At 62.8% G+C, this 12222-nt stretch carries 11 protein-coding genes; 4 read left to right on the top strand and 7 right to left on the bottom strand.

What is annotated here, in order from left to right; genetic code table 11:
- Positions 1–4: 4 nt before the first annotated feature.
- The 3 genes from O9Z63_RS10235 to O9Z63_RS10225 form a co-directional block, all read right to left on the bottom strand.
- A complete protein-coding gene (locus O9Z63_RS10235) occupies positions 5–415 on the bottom strand; it encodes a hypothetical protein (protein ID WP_270125096.1) in 411 nt (136 codons plus the stop codon).
- Positions 416–516: 101 nt separating this feature from the next.
- On the bottom strand, positions 517–933 hold the full coding sequence (iscU, locus tag O9Z63_RS10230; protein ID WP_044017126.1) for a Fe-S cluster assembly scaffold IscU: 417 nt from the start codon (positions 931–933) through the stop codon (positions 517–519).
- 106 nt (positions 934–1039) lie between these two features.
- Positions 1040–2254, bottom strand: a complete 1215-nt coding sequence (locus tag O9Z63_RS10225) for an IscS subfamily cysteine desulfurase (RefSeq protein WP_270125095.1) — start codon at positions 2252–2254, stop codon at positions 1040–1042.
- Between the two features lie 153 nt (positions 2255–2407).
- Between O9Z63_RS10225 and mce the strand changes: the two genes are divergently transcribed.
- Positions 2408–2812 (top strand): methylmalonyl-CoA epimerase, encoded by a 405-nt coding sequence (gene mce / locus O9Z63_RS10220; RefSeq protein ID WP_270125094.1) that lies wholly within the window; start codon positions 2408–2410, stop codon positions 2810–2812.
- Positions 2813–2888: 76 nt separating this feature from the next.
- Complete coding sequence (locus O9Z63_RS10215; RefSeq protein WP_270125093.1) at positions 2889–3470, top strand: L-threonylcarbamoyladenylate synthase; 582 nt, start codon at positions 2889–2891, stop codon at positions 3468–3470.
- Here the strand turns inward: O9Z63_RS10215 and O9Z63_RS10210 are convergent.
- Complete coding sequence (locus O9Z63_RS10210) at positions 3467–4207, bottom strand: DUF2306 domain-containing protein (protein WP_270125092.1); 741 nt, start codon at positions 4205–4207, stop codon at positions 3467–3469. The genes O9Z63_RS10215 and O9Z63_RS10210 overlap by 4 nt on opposite strands.
- 175 nt (positions 4208–4382) lie before the next feature.
- On the opposite strand from O9Z63_RS10210, the gene O9Z63_RS10205 reads away from it, so the two are divergent.
- A complete protein-coding gene (locus O9Z63_RS10205) occupies positions 4383–5807 on the top strand; it encodes a CCA tRNA nucleotidyltransferase (protein WP_270125090.1) in 1425 nt (474 codons plus the stop codon).
- Positions 5808–5851: 44 nt separating this feature from the next.
- Here O9Z63_RS10205 and O9Z63_RS10200 read toward each other — a convergent pair whose 3' ends face one another.
- The 3 genes from O9Z63_RS10200 to O9Z63_RS10190 form a co-directional block, all read right to left on the bottom strand.
- On the bottom strand, positions 5852–7024 hold the full coding sequence (locus tag O9Z63_RS10200; RefSeq protein WP_270125089.1) for an alpha/beta hydrolase-fold protein: 1173 nt from the start codon (positions 7022–7024) through the stop codon (positions 5852–5854).
- Between the two features lie 573 nt (positions 7025–7597).
- A complete protein-coding gene (locus O9Z63_RS10195; protein WP_270125088.1) occupies positions 7598–10204 on the bottom strand; it encodes a PspC domain-containing protein in 2607 nt (868 codons plus the stop codon).
- Positions 10205–10248: 44 nt separating this feature from the next.
- Positions 10249–10656 carry a PadR family transcriptional regulator gene (locus O9Z63_RS10190; protein WP_270125087.1) on the bottom strand — a complete coding sequence of 136 codons (408 nt, stop codon included), beginning with the start codon at positions 10654–10656 and terminating at the stop codon, positions 10249–10251.
- 416 nt (positions 10657–11072) lie between these two features.
- On the opposite strand from O9Z63_RS10190, the gene O9Z63_RS10185 reads away from it, so the two are divergent.
- Complete coding sequence (locus tag O9Z63_RS10185) at positions 11073–12179, top strand: putative type IX sorting system protein PorV2 (protein ID WP_270125086.1); 1107 nt, start codon at positions 11073–11075, stop codon at positions 12177–12179.
- Positions 12180–12222: the final 43 nt, after the last annotated feature.

Genomic DNA, 12222 nt, shown 5'->3' with positions numbered 1-12222 from the left:
ATTGCTACGAAGATGGATTCAATACAACACTGAACACGGTGATTGTGTTCAGGTCGCGGCCGAAGTAAAGCTTATCCAGCGCTTCGTAGGCATTGTGGGCCCGGAAGTAGGACGTCTGTAATTCCTTCTCGCCGCGGGCGCGCCATTGCAGCGTGAAGGAGCTTTCCTCGTCGCGGTAGCGCTGCACGTAAGCCAGCATCCGGCGCAGGGCGTCCAGCTTGTCGTAACCGGTTTCATAGCGAAACAGGAAGCTCTGCTGGTGCCGTGGGTTCACGGTAATCAGGTCCAGGCGGGTCTGCCCGTCCAGCTGCCGGAACTCAAACAGCAGGTTGCCCGGGCCCAGCCCCAGATAGTCCTCTATCTGTCGCTGAATCCGGGCACTTTCTACGTGTACGTCAGAAGAAGTAACGTCCATTTATTAAATGGCTAAATGGCCGAATTGTTAACTGGTTAGTTGCCTTCCACTTTTTCGTAGAGCGGACAGCCATTTAACAATTCAGCCATTCAACAATCAACTTAGTGGTGCGACTTGGCCATTTCCAGCTCCGGCATCCCGTTTTTCACGCGGTAGTCGTTGATGGCGGATTTGATGGCGTCTTCGGCCAGCACCGAGCAGTGGATTTTCACGGGCGGCAGCGCCAGCTCTTCCACAATCTCCATGTTGTCGATGGCCAGGGCCTCGTCCACAGTCTTGCCTTTCAGCCACTCCGTCGCCAGCGACGACGAAGCAATGGCCGAGCCGCAGCCGAAGGTTTTGAATTTGGCGTCGGTGATGGTGTTAGTGGTTTCGTCTACCTCGATCTGCAGACGCATTACGTCGCCGCACTCAGGCGCGCCCACCAGGCCGGTGCCTACGTTTTTCTTGCTCTTGTCCAGCGTGCCCACGTTGCGGGGGTTGCTGTAATGGTCGATTACTTTATCGGAGTAAGCCATGGCTTTTGTTGTTTGTGCTTAGTTGTTTGTGCTTAGTGCTTAGGACAAAACTTGACTGTTGATGCGGAGTGTAAACTACGCACTGACAACCAAGAAATGAGCACTATTAATGCTCAGCCCACTCGATTTTGTCGAGGTCGATGCCTTCCTTGAACATCTCCCACAGGGGCGACATTTCACGGAGCTTGGTAACGGCCTCTTTTACGTGGTTGATGGCGTAATCGATTTGCTCATCGGTGGTGAAGCGGCTCAGGCCGAAGCGCAGCGAGCTGTGGGCGAGGTCGTCGCTCAGGCCCAGGGCCTTCAGCACGTAGGAGGGCTCCAGCGAGGCCGAGGTGCAGGCCGAACCCGACGATACGGCCAGGTCTTTCACGCCCATCATCAGGCCTTCGCCTTCCACGTATTTGAAGCTGATGTTGGCTACGTGGGGCAGGCGGTGTTCTACCGAGCCGTTTACGTAGCTTTCTTCCAGCGTCAGCAGCTCTTTTTCCAGCCGGTCGCGCAGGGTGCTCAGGCGGGCCGTGTCGGCTGCCATTTCCTGCTTGGCCAGCTCACAGGCTTTGCCCAGGCCTACGATGCCGGGTACGTTGAGCGTACCGGAGCGCATGCCACGCTCGTGGCCGCCGCCGTCCATCTGGGCCGTCACTTTCACGCGTGGGTTCTTGCGGCGCACGTACAAAGCACCTACACCTTTCGGGCCGTACATTTTGTGCGCCGTGAAAGCCATCAGGTCGATGCCGTCGGCAATCACGTCTACCGGAATCTTACCTACGGCCTGGGTGCCGTCGGTCATGAACAGGGCGCCGTGCTTGTGGGCAATGGCGGCAATCTCGCGGATGGGCTGGATGGTGCCCGTCTCGTTGTTGCCGTACATAATGGTCACCAGGATGGTTTCCGGCGTCATGGCGGCTTCCAGCTCAGCGAGGCTGATGAGGCCTTCGGAGTCGACGGGCAGGTAGGTTACCTTGCCGCCCAGCTTCTCGATGTGCTTGCAGGTATCGAGCACGGCTTTGTGCTCAGTGGTGGTGGTGATGATGTGGTTGCCTTTCTGGGCATACATCTCAAATACACCCTTGATGCCCAGGTTGTCGGACTCGGTAGCGCCGGAAGTGAAGATAATCTCCTTGGGGTCGCAGTTGATCAGGCCGGCAATCTGGTCACGGGCGTAATCCACGGCTTCCTCGGCAGCCCAGCCGAAGGGGTGGTTGCGGGAGGCTGCATTGCCGAATACCTCTGTCAGGTACGGCATCATCGCCTCCAAAACGCGCGGATCGAGAGGCGTGGTGGCGTTGTTGTCGAGGTAAATAGGTAGCTTGAGCATGGCTCGGGGTCTGGTTTCAGCGGAGAATCTTTCGCAGGTAGAACACAAAAACCGGTAAACAGGTTTTCTTTTCTTCCCACATTTGCACCTGCAAAAGTAGAACAAATCCAAACAAGCCGCGCTATCCGGCGGCGGCACTTTTACAACCCCACCATGCTCCTCAACCTCGAACACTTAGGCCTGGCCGTCCCTGATCTGGAAGCTGCCACGGCGCTCTACACCACGCTGCTGGGCCAGGAGCCCTATAAGCGCGAGCATGTGGCGTCGGAGGCGGTGGATACGGTGTTTTTTCAGGTGGGAGGCTCCAAGATAGAGCTGCTGGCCGGCACCTCACCCGACAGCGCCATCACGCGGTTTCTGGAGAAGAAGCCGGCCGGTATTCACCACGTTGCGTTTGAGGTAGACGACATTGAGGCCGAGATGGCGCGGCTGCGGCAGGAAGGCTTCACGCTGCTCAACGAAACCCCCAAGCGAGGCGCCGACAACAAGCTGGTGTGCTTCGTGCATCCCAAATCAGCCGGCGGCGTGCTGGTGGAGCTCTGCCAGACTATCAAGTAGGATAAGGGATTGGTGCCTATGGATTAGGCATTCCTGAACTCCTGAGACGTATTCTAATCCCTAATCCCCGACTCCTATGAACCCCCGATTTCTCCGTGAAGAAGTAGATGCCGCTGTGGATGCGTTGCTGATGCAGCAAGTCATTCTATATCCGACCGATACGGTGTGGGGTTTGGGGTGTGATGCCGAGCTGCCGCGGGCCGTGGAGAAAATCTACCAGCTCAAAAACCGCCCCACTAACAAGGCCTGCATTGTGCTGGTGGCCGATGAGCAGATGTTTGCCCGCTACGCCGCCGTGGTGCCACCCAACCTGCCGGAGCTGCTGGCCACCCAGCAGCGGCCTACCACCTACGTGGTGCTTGGCAGCTCGCACCTGGCGCCCAATCTGCTGGCGCCGGATGGCACCATCGGCCTGCGGGTGGTGCTCGACGACGAGTTCTGCCGGCTGGTGGTGCGGCGGCTGGGCCACGGACTGGTGTCGACGTCGGCCAACCTGAGCGGCGAGCCAACGCCCGCCCTGTACACGGAAATCGACCCGGCCCTGGTGCGCAAAGCCGACTACGTAGCCTACTGGCGCCAGGACGACACCACGCGCGCCGCTCCTTCGCGGGTGGTGCGGGTGCTGCCCGATGGCAGCCTGGAAGTGCTGCGCGACTAACCTGCGCCCGGCGCCCCCAATCCGGCTTGGCGGGCGGCCAGCCGGGCGCGGTAATAGCGCACGGTGCGCGCAATGAGCACGCTGCCCACCACCGTGGGGGCAATCCAGACGACCGTGCCCAGCCAGGCGGGCGCATCGGCGGGCAGCACCCGGCCCATGTTCACGACCAGAAACGCCGTGAAGGCCGAGATGTAGGAGCCGCCCAGGCGCGCAATGTGCCGCAGCAGCCAGGGCTCCGCCTGCTCGGCCGGCCGGGGAAACAGACTCTGGCGCGCATCGAGGCCGGCAAACAGGCAGATCAGGGCGCCGAAGAAGGCGAACAGCACGGCCTGCAGCCACAAACCTACTCCTACCATCAGCACGCCCACCAGCAAGGCCGCAATGGCCAGTAGCTGGTCGGGGCGGGGCAGCAGGGCGCTGCGGCGGCGGGCAGCGCGCCAGCCGCTGAAGCTGAGGTAGAAGCTCAGCATGGCCACGCCCGTCAGGAAAAGCCGGCTCAGCGTCAGGGGCTGCAGCAGGCAGAGCCCCACGGCCGTCAGGGCCACAGCCATCATGCAGTAGACGTATAGGCGGCCGGCCCGCACGTGCCAGGTGCCGCCTTTGCGGCCCAGCATCGGTACCAGACCGGCCAGCAGGGCCACGGTACCGGCCGCAATGTGCAGGCTCAGCAGCACCCGCACAGGTAGCGCCGAAGCAGCAAGGGAAAACAGGGGGGCGGCGAGCAGCAAGGCTGACATGGCAGTAAGGGGCTGTAAACGAATGGCTAAAGCTGCCGTTTTGCCGCCGGTTCGCCAAGCGGCTGGGCCCGAACTGTCGGCCGGGCCACCTGAAGCTGCCGCAAACCCGGATGAAGCGCGGCGCCCAGCCGCCGCCCCGTATGGTTGCTAGCTGCCGGTTGCCGAACTTTGCGCCATGAAAAACCCGCAACTCCCCAGCCTCCCTCTGTTCCAGACCATTGCTGAAGCCGCCGGCGAGCTGGGGTTTCCGGCCTACGTGATTGGAGGCTACGTGCGGGATCTGGCGCTGGAGCGCGGCAGCAAAGACGTGGACGTAGTGTGCGTCGGCGACGGGATTGCGCTGGCCCAGGCCGTGGGGCGCAAGCTACCGGGCCGGCCCCGCGTGACGGTGTTCAAGAACTTCGGCACGGCCATGCTGCCTACGCCCGAGATTGAAGTGGAGTTTGTGGGCGCCCGCAAGGAAAGCTACCGCGCCGAAAGCCGCAAGCCCGAAGTGGAAGCCGGCACCCTGGAAGAAGACCTGGCCCGGCGCGACTTCACCATCAACGCCCTGGGTTTGAGCCTCAACCCCGACACCTACGGCGAGCTGGTAGACCGCTACGACGGCATGGGCGACCTGCAGCGCCGCATCATCCGTACGCCGCTGGACCCCGACGTGACCTTCTCCGACGACCCGCTGCGGATGCTGCGCGCCATTCGGTTTGCCACCCAGCTGGACTTCGACATCGACCCCGATACGTTTGATGCCCTGGCCCGCAATAAGGAGCGCATCAAGATCATCTCGCAGGAGCGCATCACCACCGAGCTGAACAAGATCATTATGGCCCCAAAACCCAGCTACGGCTTCAAGCTGCTGTTCAGCTGTGGGCTGCTACAGCTTATCTTCCCGAAGATGGCCCAGCTGCAGGGCGTAGAGAAAGTGGGCAAACACGCTCACAAAGACAACTTCTACCACACCCTGCAGGTGCTCGACAACGTGGTGGCGGCCGGCGGCGACCTGTGGCTGCGTTGGTCGGCCATCCTGCACGACATCGCCAAGCCCGCCACCAAACGCTTTGATGCGCGCGTGGGCTGGACCTTCCACGGCCACGAAGACAAGGGCGCCCGCTGGGTGCCGGGCATCTTCACGGACCTGAAGCTGCCGCTGGGCGAGGAGATGCGGCAGGTGCAGAGGCTGGTGCGCCTGCACCTGCGGCCCATTGCCCTGAGCAAGGAAATCGTGACCGACTCGGCGGTGCGCCGCCTGCTGTTCGAAGCCGGCGACGACATCGACCGTCTGATGCTGCTGTGCCGCGCCGACATCACCAGCAAAGACTACGACCGTAAAAACCGCTACCTGCGCAACTTCGACGTGGTGGAGCAGAAGCTGAAGGAGGTGGAGGAAAAAGACCACCTGCGCAACTTCAAGCCCGTCATCACCGGCGAAATCATCATGGCCACCTTCAGCCTGAAGCCGTCCCGCGAAGTGGGCGAGTTGAAGGAAGCGCTATTGGAAGCCATCCTGGAAGGCAAAATCCGCAACGAGCACGACGAGGCGTTTGCGCTGCTGCTGGAGCTTGGGGCACGCAAAGGCCTGACGCCGGTGCCTTCAGCGGAGTAGGGCCGGCAGGAGCGGAGAGAGGGATTCCGTCGGGCCGCCCAAGCTTAGCGCGGCTTGGGTGACGCGCACAGTGTAGCCAGCGTTTGCCGGAGCAGCGCCGGGCCCTCGGGGCGGTAGAGGAAGCCGTGGCCGCCGCTGGGCAGGGTTTGCAGAAACCATTGCGCCGCCTGCGACGGGCGGGCGTCGTAGGTGGCCTTCACGGCCTTATACCTATAGAGCGAGTCGTCTTGGGCGCTGAGCTGGTAGCAGGGCTTGCCCTGGCCTAAGCGCCCGTAGCTGGCCTGCAGCGGCAGCACCGGCGCCGGCGACAACGCGTAGAACCCGCTGAAAGCAGCGGGGCGCTGGCTGGCAAACCACAGGGCGGCACTGCCGCCGTTACTCATGCCGCCGAGCACCGTGCGGCGGCCGTCGGTGCGGTAGCGGGCCTGCACTTCCGCCAGGACTCGCTCAATCTGGGCGAAGGCAGCCAGTTGCGCCACCCAGCCAAAGCTGGCCCGCCCGAACGGATACACCACCAGCGCGTTGGTGGGCGCCGCCTCGAAAATGGTTTCTTCCGCCACATCCCGGTCGGCATAGCCAAACTGCTTGGTGTTCACCACGCCGCCGTGCAGATACACCACCACCGGGGTTGGCTTGGCCGGATCGTAGCCGGCCGGCACGCGCACCAGATAGGGCATCCGAACAGTATCGGCCGGTACCGGACTGAAGTAGAGGGCGAAACCAGGCGTGGCGGCCGCCCGGGCTTTGCCGTAGGCGGCGGGCAGCGTGCGGGCCTTCGTTTCGGCTATCCAGCGGATACTTGCGGCCTGGGCGTCGGCGGTTTGCTGGGCCAAGGCCTGGCGCATGGCGGCCAGCCAACGCTGCCACGCGGCTTCGGTGCGCAACGGGGCCAGCATCGGGTCGTTGGCGACGTTGTCAAGGTCGCGGGGCTGCATGCTCAGGGGGCGGTGGCGGCTCAGCTGCCCCAGCCAGCGCCAGGCCAGCGGGCGGCGCGCCGGGCAGTTGGCGGCCGCTATAGCGCCAGTGAACAGCTCAAACTCATTGGCGCGGGCGCTGTCGGGCCGGAAGGCCTGCTCGAAGGTGGCAACGGCCGCGCAGAAGTCTTTGGCCTGCATCTGGGCGCCGCTCTGGTCCATGAGTTGGGCGTAAGTGGGAGCAGCAGATTGAGCAAACGAAACGGCCGGTGCCAGCATCAGCGCGAAAAGGAATGGCTTCATAGGTAGTGAGATAAAAGGTAGAAGAATACTGTACAAACCGGCGGCCGACCACCAGTCAAGCCCCGGCCGCCGAGTGCCAGCAACTGGGAGGATGCAATTAGGAAATGGGACATGGAGCCGGCCGTGCGGCTAGCCAGGCGAGTAGGGCTACAATTTGCTCAGGCCCAAACATGAGAAAGCCCCTTATCTACTGGTTGCAGCACAGTAGGTAAGAGGACTTTCTCGCCCAGTCTTTCACTCACCAGAAAAAGACATTGTGGGTCACTCAGGCAGATAGATGCGCGCTTGGGCGGCAAGGTTGCCTGTGGGGTAACAATTGTGGACTTCGATTGCAAAAGTGCTGCCAATCAGGTGAGCCCCGCATGAAGTAGTGGTTATGCACGCACGGCATTCACGCGGGAAGCCTCAACGATGTTTTTCTCCTCGTTGCGCGGGCTGCCTTTGTACTGCACCATACCGGCCCCGATGGCGTCGGCTTCCAAAGTTTCTGCCACGTGAAGGCGCACTTTTCTGATACCGGCCACGTCCAGGCCAGCGGTGCGGGCCAGCCTATACTGGCCCGCACCGGCTTGGCTACTCCACGCTGCGGACGGAAGCAGCCCCTAGGGCTTCGCGGCGGATGGTGGTAGGCTTGCCGCTGTATTCGATGAGGCTGGCGCCGATGGCCTCGGCCCGCAGCTCATCCGTCACGTGCAGGCGCACCTTGGTGGCACCTACCGCGTCGATGTCGGCGCGGCGGGCGGTGAACTCGGCGGCGGCTACTTCGCAGGCGCCGGCGCCGTCCACTTTCAGCTCGTCGGCGCTGCCCTGCAGGGCGGCCTGGCAGCCGCCGGCCAGCTCCAGCTGCAGCTGCTGCAGCGTGCCGGTCAGGCGCAGCTTGCTGCCCCCGGCCTGCGTGACGCGCAAGTCGCCGGAGTTGAAGCCGCTAACCTCGGCGTGGGTACCGCCCACCAAACTCAGGTTGTTCAGCTCGGGCAGCTCAATGATGAGCAGCACCTGGTCCTGGTCGCCACTGCGGGAATCGAACAGGTCGCGGTTGCGGGGGCTGATGGTCAGCTCGCGGCCGTCACGCGTAACTTTCAGGTCGCGCAGGGTGCGGTCGTCGCCGGCGGCGCGCACGGTGAAGGTACTGCCCTGCCGGATGATGGCCCGGTAGCCGCCCACGATGTTGACCTCGTTGAAGTCGGTTTCATTGAAGCTCTCCCGCCCGGAGCCGTAGGCGTCCTCGTCGGCGTTGATGGACCGCACGCGGTCAAAGCTCAGTTTCACGTCGGAGTCGTCGCGGCCGTCGTTGTAGTCTTCGTCGTCGGAGTTGTCCTGTTCGCGCAGGTCTTCGGCGGAGCAGCTGAGGCACTCCACCTTGTTGCCCTGCATGCGGAATACCTCGTTTTCGGGGTGTTGGGGCTCGCGGCCGTTCACGTAGTTGTCGGAATCAAGCCAGTTAGCAAACGTCTCGCTCATGCGGAAGGAGCGGCCGCGGGGCAGCAGCAGGCGCAGGCGCATCTGCTGGTCGCGGAAGCGGGCGTTGGGCTGGTAGGTGAAGTGGTCGTCCACGCTCAGGGTCGAGTCGTTGAGGACGCGCACATTGTGGCTGGTGGAGGTGGCTGCCGTGCGGCGGGCCAGCGAATCGGTAGCGCCTTTGGCGGCGATGATGCGTTCCAGGCGTGGGACCTGGGCACTGTCGATGCCTACTAGGTCGAGGTCCACCCACTTGTCGTTGTTGAGCTGCCGACGTTCCAGCACTAGGCGAGGGCTGGTGAGGCGGTCGAGCGTGGTAGTCTGGGTGATTTCCTCTTCGCGCTGAAACTCGCGGCCCACCCGGATGCCGGCCACCGAGCTGCCCACGATGCCCAGCAGCCACAAGCCCAGCAGCGTGAGCGACGCCGTGCGGCTCAGCACGGAGCGGCGCAGCAGCAGCCCCAGGCCCGAAAGCATCAGGGCCAGCGCCGGAATGGCCGTGAGCAGGAAGAAGGAAAGCACGGCCCACACCGAAATGTCATTGAAGAGCAGGAAGGGCTGCAGCGGGCCGAAATCCAGGTTGTCGGAAGAGGAAATCAGCCCCAGGCCGATGCCCAGCGCAATAACCACGCTCAGCAGGATGGCAAAGCCGGTGAGGGCCATGATGCCGCCGGCTACCACCCGAATCAGTGAGCCAATGCCGTTGATGACGGGCCGCACGTTGCTGAACGAGTCTTCCAGGAACGTGCCCACGGGCCGGTTATTCACGGGGCTAGTCTCCGAACCGGCGGCGTAGGGGTTGTTGCGCAGGTTTTCATCCAGGGCCGAGAGCGTGACGGCGTCGCCGCGCATGCGGAGCTTGTCGGAGGCGGTTTTCGCCTCCGGCAAGAGAATCCACAGGATGATGTAGAGCCAGAAGCCCAGGCTGCCGGCAATGAGCAGCAGCAGGAAGGCAATGCGCACCACCACCACATCTACCCGCAGGTAAGCCGCCAGCCCGGCCGAAACACCGCCGACTTTGCCGTTGTCGGTGTCGCGGTAAAGCTTTTTAAATGCCGGGTCGGTGTCGGGGTCGGTGGTGTCGTAGCGCTTGGGCAGCACTACCCACAGAATGATGTAGGCCAGCACCGTGATACCCGCTACCCGCTCGCCAAACTGGTTGAGGGGCGTATCGTCGAACACTGCGGGCACGGCCAGCAGCAACACCAGCAGGGCAATCCGGATCCAGAGTGGGTTGGTGCCGAAGTAGTGCGCCAGCCCGGCTGCCACCCCGGCCACCTTGCGGTGAGCCATGTCGCGGTACATCTGCCGGGGCGCGGCCTGCGCGGTATCGGCGTTGGCTTCGGGGCCGGACTTGGCGCGGCGGCCTGTGCCGGCAGTGCCGTCGGCATAGGTGCCCTGGGCCGAGCCGCTGGCTACGGCCTCGGCCAGCAGCTCTTCTTCTTCCTCGGCGTCGTCGGCGCTCTGGAAGTCGCTCACCCGGCCCATTTTGGCCGTCATGGCCTCCACGTCGTCCAGCGTGATGACCTGCTTGAGGCCGGAGAGGCGGGCGGCGAAGAGCTCGGCAATGCGGCCTTCGATGTCGGCCACAATTTCCTCGTGGCCGCGGTAGCCGCTGAAGTGGGCTTTTACTTCCGCCAGGTAGCGGTTAAGCACTTCGTAGCCATCTTCCTCAATGTGGAAGATCATGCCCTGAAGGTTGATGCTGATGTTCTTTTTCATCTCAGTGCTGCAACTAGTCAAGAAAAACGGGTTGGGGCGGTGCGTTAGAGCAGCGCGTCAGGAGGAGAGGGCGCGTCCGGCGGGGCTACCGTGAGCGGGGCCGGCGTGGCGGCGGCCGGGCCGTGCGGCTTCTGGCGGATGATGCGGATGGAGTCCTGGACTTCCTCCCAGGTCAGGCGCAGCTGGTGCAGAAACTCCTGGCCGTCGGGCGTGAGGGTGTAGTACTTGCGGGGCGGGCCGGAGGTGGATTCCTTCCAGGTGTAGTCCAGCAGGCCCGCGTTCTTGAGGCGCGTCAGCAGCGGGTAGAGCGTGCCTTCCACCACAATCATGCGGGCAGCAGTGAGCTCTTCGAGCATATCAGACGCATACACCTCCCCGCGGGCAATGATTTCCAGAATGCAGAACTCCAGGATGCCCTTCCGCATCTGCACTTGGGTGTTCTCGACTTTCATGGGCTGAGGCAGATATCGGTGAAGAATGAGACAAATATAACGGAAGGTACTATGCAACGCAAGGTACTGGTTGAAAATATTTTTCAACGGCAGATTTTGGCCGAAAAAAATTGGTTTGGCTGCCCGCCGGGCACCTGGCCGGGCTGGGGGCAGAGCTGGCGACCGGGGTCATATAGCGGGCTATTGGCCGGCAAGGCGCTATTCGCTGCCGGCTGGGCCATTTGGGGAGAGCCCCGCCGGCAGCCACGCCCGGAATCCGGGAAGGGTAGGGGTGCGTAAGTGCCGAAGAATCCGGCTGGTTGCGGGTAGTAGCTGCGCGGATCGGGGGCGGGTTTATCGTGCCCCGGAGGCCACGGCGCACTATTAGTTAGTAACTTGCGTTGTGAATCGGATTAGCCGTTTTTAGCTTGTTTTCTATGTCGCACATTTTCCGTATTGCTCCTGTAGTGCTGGGGGTTGGTGGGTTGCTGGCGCTGTCTTCGCAGCGGGCCGTTGCCCAGGACACCACGCCCAAGTACAGCAACGAATTTCTCAACATTGGTGTCGGGGGCCGCGCCCTCGGCATGGGCAAAGTGCAGGTCAGCCTGGCCAACGATGCCACTGCCGGCTACTGGAACCCGGCCGGCCTGCTCGACCAGAAAGCCAAGTACGATGCTGTGCTCATGCACTCCGAGCTGTTCTCTGGCATCGTGAAAAACGACTATGGCGCCTTCTCCATGCCCCTCGACGACAAAAGCGCCATCGGCGTGAGCGTCGTGCGCCTGGGCGTCGACGACATTGCTGACACCCGCGACCTGATCAACGAGTATGGCTACATCCAGTACGACCGGATCCGGTACTTCTCGGTGGCCGATTATGCCCTGATGCTGTCGTATGCGCGGCGCCTCGGCAACATTGAGGGCCTGAAAGTAGGCGCCAACGCCAAGGTCATCTACCGCAACATCGGCGAGTTTGCCAACGCCTGGGGCTTCGGCATCGACGCGGGCGTGCAGTACGACAAAGGCAACTGGCGCCTCGGCCTGATGGCCCGCGACATCACCACCACCGTCAACGCTTGGTCCATCAACTCCGACAAGCTGCGCCCCATTGCCGGCGACTCTACCGGTAGCAGCGTGCCCAAGGGCAGTACCGAAGTTACGCTGCCCCGCTTCGTGCTGGGCGTGGGCCGGCTGGTGAAGCTGCCCGGCGAATTCACGGCCCTGGCCGCCGTGGATCTGGATCTGACTACCGACGGCCAGCGCAACACGCTGGTATCGGGCAAGCTGGTGAGCATCGACCCACGGGCCGGCCTGGAAATCGGCTACAAAAACCTGGTCTTCCTGCGCGGTGGCGTGAGCAACGTGCAAAAGATTAAGGCCTTCTCGGGCTCTGAGGAGTGGAAGGTGCAGCCCAGCCTGGGCGTAGGCGTGGCCCTGAGCGGCCTGCGGCTGGATGTGGCCCTGTCGCAGCTGGCCATTGAGAAGCTGGCCGGCCGTACCCAGACCAACAACATAATCGTTTCGCTGGGCTACGGTATCAAATAAGACTGCCAGTGGAACCTATTGCCGCGCCAAGCGAGTTGGCGCG

This window comes from Hymenobacter yonginensis (assembly GCF_027625995.1).
GTDB classification, from domain to species: domain Bacteria; phylum Bacteroidota; class Bacteroidia; order Cytophagales; family Hymenobacteraceae; genus Hymenobacter; species Hymenobacter yonginensis.
Note: the sequence above shows the minus strand (reverse complement) of the source record. Positions and strands in the feature narration are given on the sequence as shown.